Here is a 19,708-nt window from a genome sequence, read left to right on the forward strand (position 1 = left end):
TGCATTTGCTTTTTTGCTATTGACGTTATTTTTTTTCTTGCATTTTACAGGAGCTCCATACATGAGTTAAGAATACATCAACGGTTAGTGATTATACAACCTTGCTGATTGTCAGATAGTTTCTTACAGATCGCTTTAGCTTGGCTTATACTTTGGTAGTTACCTACTAATACTAAATAGAAAAAACTTCCTGTACTAGATTGTATCTTCTTAATATTTACTACCGTATTATTAAGGATTTTTGCATATTTTTTTTTGATTCTTTCTCCTTCTTGATTAGCTTCTGATTCAGATTTTACCGAGGCTAGTTGAATTTTATAACCGCCTTGATTTAACTTATTTAACTGTATTTCATCAATTTTGCGATGTGATTCAGTAACTTTTATTACATTTAAACCAGCTTTATTATTAGATTGTTGAACTATTGGAACAGATTTTTGTTCTATTAAATTCTCTTTTTGCACCAAGTCATTTTTTATTATATTAGGTAAAATTGTTTCCGTTTCTTCTTCATCTTTACTTAGTTTGTGTTTTTCATACTTAGCTTGATCAGTTTCTACTATACTAAATAAAATCGTGTCTATCGAGTCAAGTTCTTCATTACTTTCTGCTAGTTTTTGTTTAGCGATATTTAATGGCTTTTCCGGTTCAGGTTGTAATATTACAGGTTTGTTGGTCTTTTTTTGTTGTAAACTCTCATAAATTATATTATTCGCATTTGGTATTACTATCCCACCGCTATCTTGTGGTTTAATTTTTGTAGGTGATAGATCAGGGTAAATTGTTACTACTTGACCACTATTTCGGCTGTAATTAGTATAAACTAAATATGTAATACCACTAATTATTGAGAGAATAATTAGTAAGAGTAAAGTGCGGTTAGTCATCAACTTATAAATTACAATACTTCATTACATTTTATTCATAGGCGTTACCCCTATAACACCAAAACCAACTTTTATAATCTTTTGAATAGACTTTGCTAAAGCAAGCCGAGCAGTGGTTAACTCTATATTATCTTCAATTAGAAACCGATAATCATTATTTTCTTTGCCAAAATTCCATAAAGCATGGAATTTTGAAGCCAAATTAATCAGATAAAAAGTTACTCTGTGGGGTTCAAAATATTTCGCCGAAATCTCTAAAACTTTTGACCATGAAGCAAGAAGTTTAATTATTTCTATTTCCTCTTCGCTGGAAAGTAACGACAAGTCATACTCATTCTCATTCTCTAGGAATTTACTATATGCTTTTGGCATGGATTCTTTAGCTTTTTCCAGTATAGACATTGTCCTAACATGAGCATATTGTACGTAAAATACAGGATTATCTTTTGATTGTTCTTTTACTTTTACTAGGTCGAAGTCAAGAGTAATATCATTTTTACGGGTTAGCATTATAAATCTTATTATATCTTTACCTACCTCATTTGTTACATCTCGTACACTAGTAAAATTACCGCTACGTTTTGACATTTTTATAGCGATACCGTTTTCAACAAAATTTACTAACTGGCAAATCTTAACATCAACTTTAACTTTTTTTCCACCAAGAGCTTTAACTATTGCCTCAATTCTTTTTACGTAACCACAATGATCTGCACCTAGAATATAAACTAGATGATTAAAACCACGATCTATTTTATCCTTAGCGTAAGCTAAATCAGAGGCAAAATATGACCAACTACCGTCAGATTTTTCTATTGGTCTATCTTGATTATCACCAAAAGCCGTAGATTTAAACAATTTCTGAGTTCTTGAATCCCAAGATTCATCTATTTTACCTTTAGGAGGGGGCAACTGCCCCTCATATATTAGTCCCATTTTAGTAAGCATTTGTACAGCTTCATCAATCTTACCACTATCATGCAGTGACTTTTCTGAGAAGAATACCTCGTGTTCAATATCTAGCTCCTTTAAATCCTGTTTAATTATAGCTAACATTTCTTCTACTGCAAAATCCTTAACAAGTTCATGACGTTGTCTATCGGTCATTGTTAATAATTTATCACCAAATTTTTCCACCAACTTTTGTCCAACATCTACCAAATATTCTCCAGGATAAAGCCCTTCTGGTATTACGATCTCTTCTTTTGTTAACGCTTGTTTATAGCGTAGAATAACTGAACTAGCTAAGTCATCCACTTGAGAGCCGGCATCATTAAGGTAATATTCTTTGGTCACAATATAGCCAGTACTATCTAGAACTTTGGCTAAAGCATCACCATAAACAGCACCTCTAGCATGACCAATATGCATAGGACCAGTTGGATTTGCAGATACATATTCAATATTAACCTTTTGATTATTACCAAAATTAATCTTAAAAAAATCCTCCTTATCCAGCAATATGTCATTGATAGAGTTATGCCACATATCTGCTTTGATAGTAAAGTTAATAAATCCTGGACCAGCAACTTCTATAGACGCAATATACGGAAGAGGCGTTAATATTTCCTTAAATCTAATAGCTAGTTCCTTGGGTTTAATATTTTGTTTTGCAGCAATAATCATAGCTATATTACTTGAAAGATCACCATTGAGATTATCTTTAGGAATTTCTATAGCCGCCAATTGTAACACATCTTCATTATCGCATATTTGTCTAGCTGCACTAATGATATCTTCACGTAATTTATTAAATATATTCATAAATCAAATATTATTAAAATTGAAGGAATAAAGATCTTGATATTCTTGAATAGCAAAGCGGTCAGTCATGCCAGCGATATAATCTGCTACTATATCAGCTTTGGATTTTATATCCCCTGGTATAATTAATTCTTTCCAACTAAATGGTAACAAATCAACATTATCCATATATACTCTAAATAACCCTTGTATAATGTTTTGACACTTTAAAGTTATAGAGGTCAGTTTATTATGTTTATATACTTTATTATACAAGAATTGTCTAATTGCCGTTATATGTTCTTTTGTCTCGTCAGTAAAATCAACAATCTGATAATCAAGATGTCGTATATCAGCTGTTGTAGTTATTTTCTGTTTTTGTAAGTTATCATTTGTTTGTAGCAATAGATCGGTAATTAAATCACTCATCAATTTACGTACAATTTCATAAATAAGACGAGAAGTTGTTATATCCTTAAACTTGGACTTAATTTCAAAAGCATATTGATCAATAAATTTAATTTCTGCTAGATGATTAAAATCAATAATCTTAGCACCAACACTATCTTCCAAATCATGAGAAATATAACTAATATCATCAGCTAATGAAGCAATTTGAGCTTCAGCTGAGGAATAGTGAGATAAGTCAAGATCATGCTGTAAATCATACTCTACTATATATTTAGGTATGTTATTTATTAAAGGACCATTATGTTTAACAATGCCTTCTAGTACTTCCCATGTCAAATTTAATCCATTATAAGCCGCGTATCTTTTCTCTACTTTAGTAAGAATCTTTAATGAGTGAGCATTATGGGAAAATCCACCATAATCTTCCATACATTTATTTAGTGCTATCTCCCCTGCATGACCAAAAGGAGTATGCCCAAGATCATGAGCAAGACCTACAGTTTCAGCTAAATCACTTGATAAATTAAGGGTTTTAGCAATAGAACGGGCAACCGTAGAAACTTCAATCGAATGAGTAAGGCGATTTCGATAATGATCCCCTTCATGATTAATAAAAACCTGGGTTTTATATTGTAAACGTCTGAAAGCCTTTGAATGAATTATACGATCCCGATCTCGTTCAAATTCATTTCTATAAGATGTAGGATATTCATTAAACAATCTCCCCCTACTCTTAGCTGGATCTACTGCATATGAAGCAAGCATATATTAACTCCTATATATTAACCATATAGCCACCCGTTAATGTTTTAGATAGCTTTTCCGTCTATTAGCGAGGAGTGCGTGAGTACGACGAAGCAATTGTAAGTTGTCATTCTTAGCAACGGCGGGAATCTAGATCCCTGCATTCGCAGGGATGACACAAAACTGGATTGCTTCGTCATGTTTCGCTACTGCTCGCTAATAGACGGAGTAATGTTAGTCAGATTAGCTATATTTACTGCGAATTAGGGTAGTATAGAATCACCTACCAAGCTTTTCAAGGTTTTTAAATGAAACTCTTGCAAAATTAGGTTTTTAGGATTATTTTAAAGGTCTTTAATAATATAAGATCATGTCAATAAAAGTTACTGATAATGCTTTTAAAAGAGTAGATGAGCTAATAAAATTAGAAAGTAATCCAAGTTTGGTTCTTAGAGTAGTTGTTGATGGTGGAGGCTGTTCTGGATTTGTTTATAATTACGCTCTCGTTCCAAGCAATGACATAACAAAAGATGACTGTATTATAGAAAAAGATAATATTAAAGTAGTTATCGATGAAATATCTCAGCAGTTTATGGTTGATTGTATAATAGATTTTATCGAAGAATTAGGTAGTTCCTATTTTGAAATTAGAAATCCCAATGCAAAAACTAAGTGTGGGTGTGGTAATTCATTCTCTGTATAATACTGTATATACTCTTCTGCTTTGCAGAACTAACTCTCTTAAGTAACCTCAAGTATCGATGTAATAAATTAATAGTAGGCTCAAGTAATCATCGCCATCAGGGGTGACATCGGAAGGGGCAAAGACACCCTAGACTATTAAACCGATGTTTTACATCGAATTGAGTTAAGTAAGTTAAGCCAAGCAATCCAGTCACGTTTGCCTAAATCTTCTTCAAATGACAATAGATCTTGCACAGATTTTTTACAAATTTCTTGAGATGGCAAGATTAACTCCTGATTTGTTGAACATGCTAAACATTGGGTCTTACATGCTTGCTCTAGATGATAAGTATAGAACATGGCCTCATGGATTGTTTTCCCACAAGCTAACATTCCATGATTACGTAGAAACATAACATAATTTTGTCCAAGATCATCAAGCATTTTATTACTTTGATTAGATGTAAGTAGAAGAGAGTTATAATCATGATAAGATAGTTTTTCATAAAAATGCAACGCCCATTGACTTATGGGCATCAATCCAACTCGCATGGATGATACAGCAACAGTTGCTGGAGTATGTAGATGAAAGATAGATAAAATGTCTGATCTGTTTTTGTATATATTACCGTGAGTGACGTAGCCGGTTTCATTGTAACTATCTTCGCTACCCTCTAGGACTGTTCCATCGAAACCAACCCGCAGTAGATTATCGCTAGTTACTTCTTCAAACCTTAAACCAAAAGGATAAATATAGTAAAAATCCGCCCCTTCAGGTCTTGCAGATAGATGTGTATAAGTATGGTCATCTAAGGCCAAAATCGCAAGAATTTGATATGCAGAAGCCAAGTTAAATTTGATCTCTTCTAAAGTCATTGTTATCTTTATACATTACTATTTTGAAATACTTTTAATTTGAATTCAGGAATCACTGCAAATAAATGATCAAAAATATCGGTTTGAATATCTTCATATATATCCCTTCTTGTTTCATTAGTAAAGACGTATAATTCTATTGGTAAACCATTAGGGGTTGGAGCTAACTGACGTACCAAAAATGTAAAATTTTGTTTATATATCGCAGGGTGATTTTTAAGATATTCTTTTACATATAATCTAAATATTTTTATGTTTGTTATATCACCATCTATAGATTCCAAATCCACTTTATTCATTACTTCCTTTGCAAGATATGGCGATTTTTTTAATTCCTGTATAAATACAGTTGGGACAAGTACAATACTGTTTATATCAATACAGATTGCTCTCTGAATCTTTCTTGCCACTGATTCAGTTATGCCACGCCAATTTACTACATTAGTTGTTAAAAGACTAGATGTCGGTATTGTTGAAATAGTTTGATCGGCATTTTTAATCTTAACTACTGTAATAGTAATTTTTTCTACAGTACCTTCAACATTATACTGATGAACAGTAATAAAATCACCAATTCGTATTATATCCTGAGAAACAAGTTGTAAGCTTGCCAACAAACCTGTAACAGTATCTTTAAATAGGAAGGTTAACAACGCTGCCGCTGCTCCTAAACTAGTAAAAAATGCACCAAGGGAAATATTCAAAATACTGGAAATAATTATAATGGTAGCAACAGAGACAATAAGTATTTTTGATATTTGTGTGTATAAACTTAAATAGGCTTGTACAGAAGTTGCCATTTTGTTTCGATAAATATTGGCAAAGACCTCTATAAGAGATAGGGTTAGCAGTGTAACGAAGCTACCTGTATAGAGTGTTATTACAATATTCTTAATACTAATTATCCAATGTGGAGTAGGAAATGCCTGTAAGATATTGCCCCAAAATATAAGGTATAAACTTAGCAATGTATGTAATAAATAGGTGTATATAGAATATTTTTTAAATATTTTTTCATAATCATGATGCCGTTTATTAATATAGTTTTTTATCATTGAAAATATTACTGTCTTAATAACGATAATCAGTGGAATGATTGAAACTATCATAATTATTAACATTAAAGTTTCTTTATCGTATTTGTGATAAAGATTCCATAAATACTGTGTCATATAAACCTTTTTGATATTTGTTCATTGTATGATATTAATTAGCCAACTATTAGTCTAATTAATTTGATGATTTAGTTAATATTTTTTCCAACACTTGCAATCTATCAAGTTGGTGTATATAATTAACCTCAACTATCGATGTAATAAATTAATAGTAGGCTCAAGTAATCATCACCAGTAGGGGTGATGTTACCCTTGCTGCCATTATGTCACCCCTACTCACCATTATGTCATCCCTGCTTCGGTGCGGGATCTAAAAAAATAGCCAAGAAAACTATTAGACTTTTTTAGACCCCTGCCTACGCAGGGGTGACATAAAAGGAGAGACAGGGACACCCTAGGCTATAAAACCGATGTTTTACATCGAATTGAAGTTAATTACCGTATGCTCTTCCCAAATATCGATCCTGTTATTTTTTCTATTGGACCATTTACCGTTTATTGGTACTCCATGGCTTATGTTTTGGGTATAATAGTTGGGTGGTTCTATGCTTATAAAATTATAAAAAAATTCGACATTGGTGTTACCGCGACAACTTTAGAAAATTTTGTTACTTGGGCTATTCTTGGCATCGTAATAGGTGGTAGATTAGGCTATGTGTTACTATATAATCCAATTAAATATTTTTCTGATCCTATTCTCATTTTAAAGAGCTATGAAGGAGGTATGTCATTTCATGGGGGTATGATTGGTTTAATCGTGTCTAGTTATTTTTTCTGCCGCAAGTATAAAATTAACCCCTTACTTTTAAGCGATATATTAGCTACAGTTTCTCCCATCGGTTTATTTCTAGGTAGAATAGCCAATTTTATTAATGGTGAATTATATGGCAGAGTAACTAAAATGCCGTGGGGGATGGTTTTTCCAAATAGTGATCTACAAATAAGACACCCCAGCCAACTCTATGAGGCCTTTTCTGAAGGAGCTATATTATTCTTAATTTTAGCTTATACCACTTTTAAGTATAAAAGTATAAAGATTCATGGTTTGAATTTTGCTATATTTCTAATATTCTATTCTATGTTTCGAATTATTATAGAAATGTTTCGTGAGCCAGATTACCACATAGGCTTTATTTTTAATAACTTAACTATGGGACAAATTTTATCATTACCTATGCTAATACTAGGAATTTATTTAATAATACGAATTAGATGCCAATCGACTCTAAAGTAAGAAAACTTATTGAACAAAATGGTAGTATTAAGCTTGATGAAATGATGCTCCAAGTAATATCGGTAAATTCTTCTTCTTACTACCAAAAACAAGATAAGTTAGGTTGCCTAGGAGATTTTACCACAGCTCCAGAAATTTCTCAGCTTTTTGGTGAAATGATAGCTTTATGGGCTATTGATCAATGGCATAAAATGGGGTGTCCCCGGAAGACTAATTTAGTTGAGTTAGGTCCTGGACAAGGAGTATTAATGCGGGATTTTCTCAATATTGCTAAATTAGTTCCAGAATTCTACCAATCCCTTTCAATAGAATTGATTGAAATTAATCCTCATTTTATCAAGAAACAGAAAACAAACCTCAAATTAACTGGTTTACCTATTAAACACCATACAGCAATACAATATATATCTAAAATTCCTTCTATTATAATAGCGAATGAATTTTTTGACGCTATGCCAATTAAGCAATATATTAAAAGCAAAGAACTTTGGTACGAGTCAATACTTATTATTGACCCAACTGATGGTAAAATTAAGTTCGATAAGATAGAGCTTGGTAAAGAATTGCAACACTACTTACTGCAAGAACACTCAAACGCATATGACGGAGCAGTAATAGAAGAATCACCTAAATCATTAGAAATCATAAAATTTATTAGCAAACATATAATGAAATTTGGTGGGGCTAGCTTAGTTATTGATTACGGTTATGATATAGATCCAATAAAAAGAATGCGTAACCAATACGACCCTACTTTACAAGCGATAAAAAATCATAAATATTGCCCACTGCTTGAAACTTTAGGAGAAGCTGACTTGTCAGCACATGTTGACTTCTATGCCTTAAAAACAATAGGTAAAAATATAGGAATAAATGTTTATGGATCAATAACACAACGTGATTTTCTAATTGCTAATGGTATATTATTACGAAGTAAACTATTGCAAAATAAATTACCTACTATAGAGGCAAATATAATAGCAAAACAAGTTGATAGGCTAATAGCTCCCAATAAAATGGGACTATTGTTTAAAGTATTGTGCCTTGTACAGGAGTAAGGTATAATTCCTTAATAACCTCGAGTATTGATGAAAGAAAAAGTATAATTTTTATTATTTAATACCATTTTGCTATTAGTGCTAGCATATATTTAGGATATTATACTAAACACGTAATAAATATAAGAAAAAGTTTTGTATGATAGATGATGCTAAAATAGAAAATATAGACTTTGGTAATGCATTATCAGAGCGTTACCTCTCTTATGCTCTATCAACAATTATGTCAAGATCCTTGCCCGACGTTCGTGATGGGTTAAAACCAGTGCATCGCAGATTATTGTACGGCATGCTCCAACTAAGGTTAGAACCAACCTCCGCCCATAAGAAATGTGCAAGAGTTGTCGGTGATGTAATGGGTAAATATCACCCACATAGTGACGTTGCACTGTATGATACATTAGTACGTCTTGCACAAAATTTTTCTCTCAGATATCCACTAATTGATGGACAAGGAAATTTTGGTTCTATTGATGGAGATAACGCAGCAGCTATGCGTTATACAGAATCAAGAATGACAGAAATTTGCACCTTATTAATGTCAGATATAGATCAAGATACTGTCGATTTTCGTGCTACATATGATGATTCCGATACCGAACCGGTAGTTATGCCAGCTATGTTTCCTAATTTACTGGCTAATGGTTCAGAAGGTATAGCAGTTGGAATGGCAACCAGTATACCACCACATAATTTACATGAATTATGTGATGCACTAATATATTTAATTGACCATCCTCAATCAAATGTTAACGATATTTTGCAATTTGTCAAAGGCCCTGACTTTCCAACCGGTGGAATAATTATTGATAGAATAGATTCAATCCGCCTAGCCTATAGCGTGGGGCGTGGTAGCTTTAGAGTAAGAGCAAGATGGGCAAAGGAAGATTTAAGTTATGGTTTATATCAGATAGTAATTACTGAAATACCTTATCAAGTACAAAAATCTAAACTTATCGAACAAATAGCTGTACTGTTAAAAGACAAAAAAATTCCTTTAATAAGCAATATTAGAGATGAATCTACAGAAGATATAAGATTAATTATTGAACCTAGGGATCGTAATTGTGATCCTAATGTAATTATGGAGTCATTATTCAAACTGACAGTTTTAGAGAATAGAATTCAGCTTAATATGAATGTTATAGGTTCAAATAATATTCCTAAAGTAGCTAATATACTGGAAATATTGCAGGAGTTTTTATTACACCGACAAAATATTATTACTCGCAGATCTAAATTTCTTATTGGCAAAATTGAACATAGGTTGGAAGTTCTCAAAGGTCTAAGGATAGCTTACTTAAATTTGGATGAAATAATTAAAATTATTCGTGAAGAAGATGAGGCTAAACAAGTAATGATAGCTAAGTTTGCTTTAACTGATGTGCAAGTTGAAGCAATTCTTAATACAAGATTGCGATCTTTAAGAAAATTGGAAGAACAAGAAATTATTAACGAGCATAATCTACTCGAAAAAGAGCATGCAAATTTACAGAAAATTCTACAAGATCCGAGTGAATTAAGAAAGATAGTTAAGAAAGAAGTTAAAATGGTACAAACAAAGTTTGGTTTTAGCACTAAATTGGGGTTACGCCGAACTAGTTTTGAAGAGGCTAATATTGTCGCTCAAATTGTTGATATTTCAGCCTTTATAGCCAAAGAACCTCTTACCATAATATGTTCCAAGATGGGGTGGATTCGCTCTTTAAAAGGTCATAATAACGATTTATCAACTGTTAAATATAAGGAAGGAGACGCAGAAAATTTTATTCTAGAATGCTATACTACTGACAAGATTCTTATATTGAGTGCAGCGGGGCGTTTTTTCACTATCCTAGCCGATAATATATTTAGAGGCAAAGGCAATGGAGAATCTATAAAGCTGATAATAGATATAGGCAATGAAGAAATAGTAAGCATGTTGGTTTATAGACCTACCCAAAAACTTTTATTGGCAAGTAGTATTGGCAAAGGGTTTATTATTGATGCAGATGAAGTAGTAGCACAAACTAAACTCGGTAAGCAAATTATGCAAATTCCTGCAAATCATTCCTGTATTGCTTGTGTGCCTGTAGAAGGTGATTGTATGGCTTGTATAGGTGAGAACCGGAAATTACTAGTATTTAAACTAGACGAAATACCAATAATGAAACGAGGACAAGGGGTAATTTTACAAAAGTTCAAAAATGCTAAACTTATGGATGTCAAGATATTTGATAGTAGTTTAGGACTAAGCTGGAAAGTAGGAGACAAGACTAGGGTAGAGAAAGATCTTTTACCATTTCTTGGACGACGAGGTTCGGTTGGTAAAATCCCTCCTAGTGGATTCCCTAAAAATAATAAATTTTCTTAAGATAAAGATATATGAATAATTCCTCTAATTATATTAATAGACCTCTTGCAAAACTAGAGATGAATACTACTCAAAAAAGGTCTAATAGCTCAGTTATGGACTATATCCTACTCATGAAACCAAGAGTTATGGCACTTGTTGTATTTACCAGCTTTTCTGGTCTATGGCTTGCTCCATACCCCATTCATCCATTTATAGCTTGCATCGCTATGCTCTGTATTACACTTGGAGCTGGTAGTAGTGCAGCTATTAACATGTGGTATGATAGGGATATTGATGCGATAATGAAACGTACACAAAACAGGCCTCTAGTTATTGGGGTTATAGAACCACAGGATGCTTTAGCTTTTGGTGTAGTTGTGGGGTTCTTCTCAGTTTTTTTGATGGGACTTTGTGTTAATCTACTATCTGCTTTATTATTACTAATAACCATATTGTATTATGTCTTCATTTATACCATGTGGCTAAAACGTTCAACAATGCAAAATATAGTTATTGGAGGGGTTGCAGGTGCATTGCCTCCTATGATTGGCTGGGCAACAGTAACTAATGAGATTTCACTTGTCTCCTTTTCTTTATTCATGATTATTCTAACTTGGACACCGCCACACTCGTGGGCATTAGCAATTTTTCGCTCAGAAGACTACAAAAATTGTGGTGTTCCGATGATGCCGGTGGTAAAGGGAGAATATTATACCAAGAAGCAAATTCTTGCCTATAGTATAATTATGTTTATTACTTCATTTACGCCCTTTTTTTTAGGAATAAGTAATCTTGTATATTTAGTAACTGCATTTATACTAGGTATAATTTTTTTATACTATGCTGTCTCTCTGTTTAATGATAAAGATCATAAACAAGCTAAAAAACTATTTGCCTATTCAATATTTTATCTTTTTAGTATTTTTTTAACATTGGACTTCTCTCGAAATTAGCCGCTTGCGGAGGGGGTATTGTTGTGTGGATCAAAAACGATGTCTTACATCGAATGAGGTTAAATTACCACATGAGCAACTATCCTTCCTACCTCAAAAGCTGTTAATGGCTTTGAAGTAGGAGGAATAATTTATGGGGCTTTATTCACTACTTATGAGTACCCTTAATAATCGCTATTAGCACACCACACACCCATGAGGTCTGTAGATGCTTCAGTAGGGGGATTAGGATATTTTGGATCTATCTCTAAGTGATGAGTGTTGTGTAATGCTGTTATATCCTTCAATAATTCTTGATCGTCTTTTAGAACAGAATAAGCCTTTAAATATAACGCATAGGCTTTCAGCCCACAATTTAGCTCCGATACTTGCTTAGCTGACTGTTTTAATTGCACAGCTATATCGTGTCTTTTAGTGACATATGTATGTGGGTAACAATCTAGAGCTTGTACTTTCTGAAATAGTTTAGAGGCAGATAAACAGACCTTAACTAAGCACTCCCTTTCTGCATCAGTATATTGATCTTGAGCAACAGTCTTGGATACTATAGTAGTTCCCTTACTATCAATTATATAACTACCACGTTCATCTTTAGAATAAATACGAATACTAATAGCTTTACTATAAACTTCTTTAGCTTTAGATTCATTTGAAGAAGATAAAAGAACTCCAGCTAAATTTAGCAAAACTATCTGATCATTGGTAGCTTTCCATATATCTGAATCAGATTTAAGAGCCTTCTCACAAACTATTCTTGCTACCTTCACGTCATTTAAAGAAAAAAGAACGTCAGCAAGAAGCACCAAAATTTTAGGATCATCTATAGTTTTATATACATCAGGATTCTCTTTAACAACTTCATTCAAAAGTTTTTTAGCCTTATCTTTAGTAGGGCCATAGTTTGAATTCCGGTAATCAAGCGACGAAATCAACTTAGCTAACTCAGTTAACTCAGCTAAAACCTCTGGGGCAAGAGGAGGAACGACCTCAGCTAAAACCTCTGAGGCAAGAGGAGTAACGACCTCAGCTATGGAAGCTGTGGGGGCATTTTTAGCAAGTTGCAAATATTTATTACCAGCTAGACCAGCTATATAGTCATACGATGGTGGAGCTGAAGGAATAGAAGAGTCACCGACTCCATCCACTTTAGTATCTTTTGTAGGTGAAGCTTTAGTTCTAAGTGCCTCTAATGCAGCTTTGTGTTGAGCTTTAACTTCCTCTAATGCAGCTTTGTGTTGAGCTTCAAGTTTCTCTAACTCTCTATTCTGTTCATCAAGAGTTCTAACCGTCTCTATTTGAGTAACAACTTTTACGAGTGTTTTTTCAAGTTGCTTTATCTTAGGGTTCACAGGTGGAACTGCAGATGCATTCGGGTTGTACTTTGAAGCATAGCTAGCGGCTTCGGCAGCAAGTTTTGTATCACCAACTATGGACAACTTGTCTTCTAATACTTTAAAGGTATCATGAATAACATCGTATGGTACATCTTTGTCTTTAGATAATTTTGACTTACAATCCTGATAAGCTTTCTCGTAACATTTTTTAGCCTCTGATGTTTTTCCAGCAGCTGCCAAGTCATCACCTTGTTCTATAAGAATCTTAACTAGATTCGGTTTGTACTTTGAAGCATAGGTAGCAGCTTCGGCAGCAAGTTTTGTATTACCAACTACGGTAAGCTTGCCTTCTAATACTTTAAAGGTATCATGAATAACATAGTATGGTACATCTTTGTCTATAGATAATTTTGACTTACAATCCTGATAAGCTTTCTCGTAACATTCTTTAGCCTCTGATGTTTTTCCATTAGCTACCAAGTCATCACCTTGTTTTATAAAAATTTGAGCGTGTATGGCAGATATATGGAAACTATTGCTATGTGCAGTCAAATATTCTAGCTTTTTAACAGCTTCACCATATTTTTTGTCCTGAAGTAATGAGTTTACTTCTGTTTTTATCGTACTTATCGATTCTGTGTATAGTTCTCTAATATTCTTTATACAGTCTTTTGCTTTTTTATTTATATTGTTTGCCTCTTTATTTATATTTTTTTCATACTTAACATACTCAACATACCAGTGTTCTAATGCTATAATAGCGGATGGTACATCAATACTGAACATCTTTTTTAAGGACTTTTCATGTGTTGAAAATTTTCCTTTTTGCCAAGCTATACCAGCTTTATCCTCGCATATCTTAAAGAGTAACAAATTTTTGTTCGTAGCTGAAAGTTCAGATTTTTGTATATCTTCATATAAATCTTTATATTCTTTCAGGAGTACTATATCACCATGTTTTTCTAAAGTTTCAAGCATATCTTGGAAAGATTGAAATTTAATCTTTAATTTGGCATCTAAAATAGGATCAGTACTAGTATCATTACCAGTACTCCTTAGGCTAGAATTTCTACCTAGAGTAGCACTATTGCCTATACTAGTAGAACTCTTATCTGGACTAGATTTCTTATGAAACACTTTAAACATAATATCCTCTACTTATTGTTTTATTATTTAATTAGTAGCAGTTAGATTTTATATTATCTAAACCTGCTGCTAAACTTTAGTTGTGTAGTACTCAAAGCTGTCATCCGAGCTACGGCGAGGATCCAAAAAATAACCTGCAAAGGCTATTAGATAAGATTCCCGCCATTGCTGAGAATGACAGCAGTTGTACTACTGGTACTCCAGTACTACAACTTATAGTATGTAGAAATAGGCTCTTGCATAACTTCATCATTGTAAGGCAATCTTGTTGTCAAAATTAAGCAAGGAATGATACATATTTTGATCCATTTATGCTCCTTGCTTAATTTTTTCCCAAAACTTCCTCTTTCATAATTTAGCGATACAAGACGTCTTCAATAAATTAAGACAGGTTTATAGCCAGTAATCAAGTAATATCATATAACATCACGAAAATTATATTAATAACCATAATAAATAGTAACTTTTTTGTAACGTATGGTATCTTTGCAAATACTTCAAGTTTTTCAGTATAGCGAACTCGAGAAGGTTTTAACCATAGTAATAACCTCAATTTGATGTAATACCATTTCCCATTATTAACTACGCTATTTAGCACTACAGTTGTAATACTAATGTCAAAACTATGTCATCCCAGCGAAAACTAGGATCTAATAATGTTTAATAGTCTTTTAGGCTATTTTTTTAGATTGTATCTTGAATATTAGCTCAATATGGAGTTAATATGGTCGGAAGGAGTGACGCCGTTTAATTTAGATTGGTCTTTAAAGACCGAGGGAATCTTGGTGCACTCCTTCCTTGAATCGCAAAGTATAATACGAACGGTAGGATGATCCTTTAGAGATCGAATTTACAATCATGTATCAAAACTTTGCAAAACAACCACTAATTATAGGTAAAGCAAATGACTGAAAAAAGCAAGATATTTATGGGAATAGATGTTTCAAAAAATACGCTTGATATATCTATGAACAATATTCATTGTAAGATTAAAAATACAGATAAAGCTATTTCTGATTTTATAAAATCAGAAATAGCTTCTCGAAATATTGTGCTTACTGTTTTGGAATCTACTGGCGGTTATGAACGTTTGGTTATGAGGATGTTGCAACAAGCCGGGCTTGCTGTGCATAGAGCTCATCCTAATAGAGTTCACGCTTTTGCTAAGGTCTGTAACCATTTTGCTAAAACTGATAAATTGGATGCGTTATTACTTGAGAAATATGCAGCTTTTATTGCTAATGATGAGAAAGGAGACCAAATAATTTCTGTTATACAAGAAGAATTACAATCTCTAAGGAGCATAGAACGTAATATAGAAGAAGATATACATGCTAATCAATGCAGAACAAAAGTTGCATCCGAGAAGGCTAAGAAATATCTCGAAAAAATGATAAAGTGTGGCAAAAAACAGCTTGAGGAAATTAGAAAAGATATAAAGGCTGCTATAAAGGAAGATAAGAGTTTAAAGGCAAAAAATGATTTACTCATAAGCTATAAAGGTATAGGTGAAAAAACAGCTAGTGTTTTGCTAATAGAACTGCCAGAGCTTGGTGTGCTGAGCAATAAGGAAATTGCAAGCTTAGTTGGACTCGCCCCAAAAACAAGCCAAAGCGGTCAAAAAACTAATGGGGCTCATATTAGAGGGGGCAGGTTTTTTGTTCGAAAAAGCTTGTATATGGCTGCTTTAGTAGCGATGCGTCATAATGACAAAATGAAGGCATTATATGAACGTATGACTAATGCTGGTAAAAAAGCAAAGGTCGCTTTAGTAACCGTTATGCGTAAAATAATTATTTGTTTAAATTCTATGGTAAAAAATAATAAAATTTATGAATAATAATCTACTTTTTTTCTTGACTAGCAAGACGGTAGATTCCCATCTCTGTCTATTTGTTGCTATTGATCGCACTTCAAAGTTTGTGTATGTAGAACTTTTACCAAGATGTACAAAGACAGAAACAGCACAATTTTTTTGTAATTTAATTAAAGCTATACCTTATAAAATTCATACTATTTTGACAGATAATGGTATTCAATTTACTAACAGAACAGTAGATAAGCATGCTTGGATGCATATTTTTGATCGTATTTGCTATGAATACAATATTGAACACAGGCTAACAAAAGTTAATCATCCATGGACTAATGGACAGGTAGAACGTATGAATCGTACTATTAAAGAGGCAACTGTCAAACGTTTTTATTATGATAATCATCAGCAACTTAAACAACATTTATATGATTTTATCAATGCCTACAATTTCGCAAAAAGACTTAAAGCTCTTAAAGGTTTAACTCCTTATGAATTTATCATAAAAACATGGACATCTGATCCAAATAAATTTATTATTAATCCTAACCACCACACCCTGGGACTAAACACCTAGTTATTTCCTTACTTGTGGTTGGTATTTTCTTTGAATCCACCATAATCTTCCTCTTTTGTTAATTATCTGCTAGTGTTTTTTCTTGTTACTTTCCCCGCTGTAGAGGCATAACTAAACTTAAGATGATAAACTACGTGATTCTATTAAAAATAAATAGGTGTCATTATCACCCATATTTTTGAAGACTACACAGTTAGAAAACAATAGTCTTCAGCTGCCAAGTGTTGGTGTTTGATGTTGTAGTATTTTTTAAGATAATATTTTTCCTAGTGTCTCTATTCTACCGCTGATCTATTAAATTTCGCAAAAAAATATCCTAGGCAAAAATTTTCTCTAGACTCTGTCAATTAGTGGGATTAAATGTGGTGTGGATACTACGCAGTGTGGTGTCAAATACCGAGGTTAGACAAGAAATAGGATGATTTTTAAATCTAACCTCAGTGTCCATTTTTTATAGACAAAAATAGGGGTTAATTATATGGTGAGCGATATTAAAGATCAACAACAAAACTATTTAACTGTCGATAACAAGGTGTATGACCGTATTTGGTAACAAGGTAATTGTCCGTAAATAGAGTATAAGTCTCTCTCAATTAGAAGAGAGAGGTTATGCCAAGTAAGACAAACATATTACAAGAGGTTATAAAAATGCGATTTGAAGAAATATACGACAGATACGATAGAGGAGAAATTAGCAACGAAGTTGCAGCAGATTTATTAGGATGTAGTGAGAGAACATTTAGACGAAAGAAAGTGAGGTATGAAGAAAGTGGATTTTTTGGTCTGTTAGATAGAAGGATAGGTCATATGCCACCTAACAAAGTAGCAGTAGATGAAGTAGAGCAAATGCTAAAATTATACGAAGAAACATACTATGATTTTACATCTAAGCATTTTCATGAACAGCTAGTAAAGAAACATAAATTTAAGCATAGTTATAATTTTGTTAGGATATCGCTGCAAGGATGTGGATTAGTAACTAAACTTACTAATAAGAAACCTCACCATCGTCTTAAAAGACCTAGGAAGCCCATGGTTGGCATGATGCTGCATCAGGATGGTTCTACACATGAGTGGATTTATGGACTAGGGTATCATCCGGATTTGATAGTGACAATGGACGATGCTAGCAATGAAATATATTCAGCATTTTTAATAGAAGAAGAAGGAACAGCAAGTTGTTTTATAGCCCTGACAGAAGTCATAGAAGCTAAAGGGTTATTTAGTTCTCTGTATGTGGATAGAGGTAGCCATTATGCTTACACGGCAATAGCCGGTGGTAAGGTAGATAAGAATAACCCGACACAAGTAGGAAGAGCGTGCAAGCAACTTGGCATTCAGCTTATCCATGCCTATTCCCCAGAGGCGAGAGGTAGGTCAGAGAGGATGTTTGGCTCTCTTCAGAAGCGGTTACCACAAGAATTCAGAGTAGCTGGTATTAGAACGATTAGAGAGGCAAATTGTTATCTTAAGGAAGTTTTTGTTCCAGAATATAATGAGCAGTTTTGCGTGACCCCAGAGCTTAAGGAGAGTGCGTTTATCCCCTATACTGGAAGGGATTTACAAGATATATTATCGATTCAAGAGGAAAGAGTAGTAGCAAAAGATAATACTGTTTCCTATAACAAAAAACTCTTGCAAATCCCAAGTAATGACCAGAGGTATCATTATGTAAAATGTAGAGTAATGATACATGAATACACCAATGGAGAACTGGCTATTTTCCATGGTGCTAGGAGAGTAGCAAAATATGATGCAAGTGGCAAGGTAATTGTGAAGTTAAGCAAAAAGGCTGATAGCGTCAATATTGCAGCCTAAAGTGAGCTAGTTATTGTGAATCACTAACTTTAACTGGTTGTGGAATTATGGATAACTTCTAACGAAGTTTCCCACAATTCCACAACCACAACCATCTAAATTTTAAAAAATATTTTTTAAGAATTTAAAAAAAAGATTCACAATAAAACGGACAATTACCTTGTTACAAAACCCGGACATTTTAGAATGTTATTGACACAACAAAACTATTTAACAAATGAAGAAATAAATAATTTCACTAAAGTCTCTATACGACTGTTTTGCAAAATTTTTCAAAGCAACAATAGAACTAAACTAAATCTTGAAAAAATTAGACTTGGAACAGAAGGAGCTGAGTTACTTGCCAAGTTTCTTGAAAATAATAAAATTACCACCTATATAAATCTTACCGAAACTAATATAGGTTATCAGGGGATAAAGCATCTTGTTAAAGCATTAGAGAATAATATTGCTTTAACTGATATAGACCTTGAATACAACAATATTGGAGATCAAGGAGCAATCATACTGGCACAATTCCTAACAAATAATAAAACCATCAAGCGAATAAATCTCAATGTCAATAATATTAATGATGAGGGGTTTGTACAACTTTTCAAGGCCTTAGAAATTAATAGGACTATAAGGCAAGTAAAGCTTAGTTATAATAATATTAGTGATAAGGGGGTAATGGAATTGGTAAAAAGTTTAAATACTAATAAAATTAGTAGCGAAATAATAATGGATTATATAGATCTTGAAAACAATGATATTAGTTATGAAGTGTTAGAGCTACTAATTAAAGTGCTAGAGGAAAATAATAAAAAACTGGTGGATAACTATAACTGAGATATAGGGTTTCCGCCACTCCTCCTCCTTTTTAGTTAATCTTATATTTTTACTTTTATAAAGACTAACTGAATAACATTTAACAACTGTTTAAAATTTTTAAATTTTAAACAGTTACATCAATAATAAATGCCCCCAAAAATGTCAATAAT

14 protein-coding genes and 1 pseudogene are annotated in these 19,708 nt (G+C 33.0%); 9 read left to right on the plus strand and 6 right to left on the minus strand.

From position 1 onward, the window contains the following. Positions 1-77: 77 nt before the first annotated feature. The 3 genes from AAGD29_RS00445 to AAGD29_RS00455 are packed head-to-tail and all read right to left on the minus strand — an operon-like array spanning position 78 to position 3,806. Positions 78-887, minus strand: a complete 810-nt coding sequence (locus tag AAGD29_RS00445; protein ID WP_341758102.1) for an SPOR domain-containing protein — start codon at positions 885-887, stop codon at positions 78-80. Between the two features lie 24 nt (positions 888-911). Then, positions 912-2,651, minus strand: coding sequence for an arginine--tRNA ligase (gene argS / locus AAGD29_RS00450; protein ID WP_341758103.1), 1,740 nt, complete (start codon positions 2,649-2,651; stop codon positions 912-914). Between the two features lie 3 nt (positions 2,652-2,654). After that, a complete protein-coding gene (locus AAGD29_RS00455; RefSeq protein ID WP_341758104.1) occupies positions 2,655-3,806 on the minus strand; it encodes a deoxyguanosinetriphosphate triphosphohydrolase in 1,152 nt (383 codons plus the stop codon). 349 nt (positions 3,807-4,155) lie between these two features. Between AAGD29_RS00455 and erpA the strand changes: the two genes are divergently transcribed. Further along, on the plus strand, positions 4,156-4,488 hold the full coding sequence (gene erpA / locus AAGD29_RS00460) for an iron-sulfur cluster insertion protein ErpA (protein WP_341758105.1): 333 nt from the start codon (positions 4,156-4,158) through the stop codon (positions 4,486-4,488). A gap of 137 nt (positions 4,489-4,625) precedes the next feature. Here erpA and AAGD29_RS00465 read toward each other — a convergent pair whose 3' ends face one another. Both AAGD29_RS00465 and AAGD29_RS00470 read right to left on the minus strand, forming a co-directional pair. Beyond that, positions 4,626-5,345, minus strand: a complete 720-nt coding sequence (locus AAGD29_RS00465; protein ID WP_341758106.1) for a class II aldolase/adducin family protein — start codon at positions 5,343-5,345, stop codon at positions 4,626-4,628. Positions 5,346-5,353: 8 nt separating this feature from the next. Next, positions 5,354-6,517 (minus strand): mechanosensitive ion channel family protein, encoded by a 1,164-nt coding sequence (locus AAGD29_RS00470; protein WP_341758107.1) that lies wholly within the window; start codon positions 6,515-6,517, stop codon positions 5,354-5,356. A gap of 385 nt (positions 6,518-6,902) precedes the next feature. Here AAGD29_RS00470 and lgt point away from each other — a divergent pair, with 385 nt between their 5' ends. The 4 genes from lgt (at position 6,903) to cyoE (ending at position 12,040) form a co-directional block, all read left to right on the plus strand. Beyond that, positions 6,903-7,694, plus strand: a complete 792-nt coding sequence (gene lgt, locus AAGD29_RS00475; RefSeq protein WP_341758108.1) for a prolipoprotein diacylglyceryl transferase — start codon at positions 6,903-6,905, stop codon at positions 7,692-7,694. Next, on the plus strand, positions 7,673-8,752 hold the full coding sequence (locus tag AAGD29_RS00480; protein WP_341758109.1) for a class I SAM-dependent methyltransferase: 1,080 nt from the start codon (positions 7,673-7,675) through the stop codon (positions 8,750-8,752). Before lgt ends, AAGD29_RS00480 begins: the two co-directional genes overlap by 22 nt. Positions 8,753-8,894: 142 nt before the next feature. Then, a complete protein-coding gene (gene parC, locus AAGD29_RS00485) occupies positions 8,895-11,105 on the plus strand; it encodes a DNA topoisomerase IV subunit A (protein ID WP_341758804.1) in 2,211 nt (736 codons plus the stop codon). A 59-nt stretch (positions 11,106-11,164) separates the two neighbouring features. Further along, positions 11,165-12,040 carry a heme o synthase gene (gene cyoE / locus AAGD29_RS00490; protein ID WP_341758805.1) on the plus strand — a complete coding sequence of 292 codons (876 nt, stop codon included), beginning with the start codon at positions 11,165-11,167 and terminating at the stop codon, positions 12,038-12,040. 164 nt (positions 12,041-12,204) lie between these two features. On the opposite strand, the gene AAGD29_RS00495 is transcribed toward cyoE, so the two are convergent. Next, positions 12,205-14,520, minus strand: a complete 2,316-nt coding sequence (locus tag AAGD29_RS00495; RefSeq protein WP_341758110.1) for a hypothetical protein — start codon at positions 14,518-14,520, stop codon at positions 12,205-12,207. Positions 14,521-15,424: 904 nt separating this feature from the next. On the opposite strand from AAGD29_RS00495, the gene AAGD29_RS00500 reads away from it, so the two are divergent. The 4 genes and pseudogenes from AAGD29_RS00500 to AAGD29_RS00515 all read left to right on the plus strand — a co-directional run bounded on the left by AAGD29_RS00500 (position 15,425) and on the right by AAGD29_RS00515 (position 19,556). Continuing rightward, positions 15,425-16,360 carry an IS110 family transposase gene (locus tag AAGD29_RS00500; RefSeq protein ID WP_341757706.1) on the plus strand — a complete coding sequence of 312 codons (936 nt, stop codon included), beginning with the start codon at positions 15,425-15,427 and terminating at the stop codon, positions 16,358-16,360. Positions 16,361-16,403: 43 nt separating this feature from the next. Further along, positions 16,404-16,910, plus strand: a pseudogene (locus tag AAGD29_RS00505) (integrase core domain-containing protein); the annotation flags it as partial. A gap of 609 nt (positions 16,911-17,519) precedes the next feature. Beyond that, entirely contained in the window at positions 17,520-18,728 is a 1,209-nt protein-coding gene (locus AAGD29_RS00510; RefSeq protein WP_341757410.1) for an ISNCY family transposase, read from the plus strand. Between the two features lie 192 nt (positions 18,729-18,920). Beyond that, positions 18,921-19,556 carry a hypothetical protein gene (locus tag AAGD29_RS00515; protein ID WP_341758111.1) on the plus strand — a complete coding sequence of 212 codons (636 nt, stop codon included), beginning with the start codon at positions 18,921-18,923 and terminating at the stop codon, positions 19,554-19,556. Positions 19,557-19,708 lie beyond the last annotated feature (152 nt).

Origin of the sequence: Candidatus Tisiphia endosymbiont of Ditula angustiorana (assembly GCF_964026425.1) — a bacterium.
Classification (GTDB): domain Bacteria; phylum Pseudomonadota; class Alphaproteobacteria; order Rickettsiales; family Rickettsiaceae; genus Tisiphia.

Bases quoted from the DNA above. Each gene is read 5' to 3' on its own strand.
- AAGD29_RS00455 (WP_341758104.1), bottom strand. From the start codon at position 3,806: ATGCTTGCTTCATATGCAGTAGATCCAGCTAAGAGTAGGGGGAGATTG.
- AAGD29_RS00500 (WP_341757706.1), top strand. From the start codon at position 15,425: ATGACTGAAAAAAGCAAGATATTTATGGGAATAGATGTTTCAAAAAAT.
- erpA (WP_341758105.1), top strand. From the start codon at position 4,156: ATGTCAATAAAAGTTACTGATAATGCTTTTAAAAGAGTAGATGAGCTA.
- cyoE (WP_341758805.1), top strand. From the start codon at position 11,165: ATGAATACTACTCAAAAAAGGTCTAATAGCTCAGTTATGGACTATATC.
- AAGD29_RS00445 (WP_341758102.1), bottom strand. From the start codon at position 887: ATGACTAACCGCACTTTACTCTTACTAATTATTCTCTCAATAATTAGT.
- AAGD29_RS00465 (WP_341758106.1), bottom strand. From the start codon at position 5,345: ATGACTTTAGAAGAGATCAAATTTAACTTGGCTTCTGCATATCAAATT.
- AAGD29_RS00470 (WP_341758107.1), bottom strand. From the start codon at position 6,517: ATGACACAGTATTTATGGAATCTTTATCACAAATACGATAAAGAAACT.
- AAGD29_RS00495 (WP_341758110.1), bottom strand. From the start codon at position 14,520: ATGTTTAAAGTGTTTCATAAGAAATCTAGTCCAGATAAGAGTTCTACT.
- AAGD29_RS00480 (WP_341758109.1), top strand. From the start codon at position 7,673: ATGCCAATCGACTCTAAAGTAAGAAAACTTATTGAACAAAATGGTAGT.
- argS (WP_341758103.1), bottom strand. From the start codon at position 2,651: ATGAATATATTTAATAAATTACGTGAAGATATCATTAGTGCAGCTAGA.
- AAGD29_RS00510 (WP_341757410.1), top strand. From the start codon at position 17,520: ATGCCAAGTAAGACAAACATATTACAAGAGGTTATAAAAATGCGATTT.
- lgt (WP_341758108.1), top strand. From the start codon at position 6,903: ATGCTCTTCCCAAATATCGATCCTGTTATTTTTTCTATTGGACCATTT.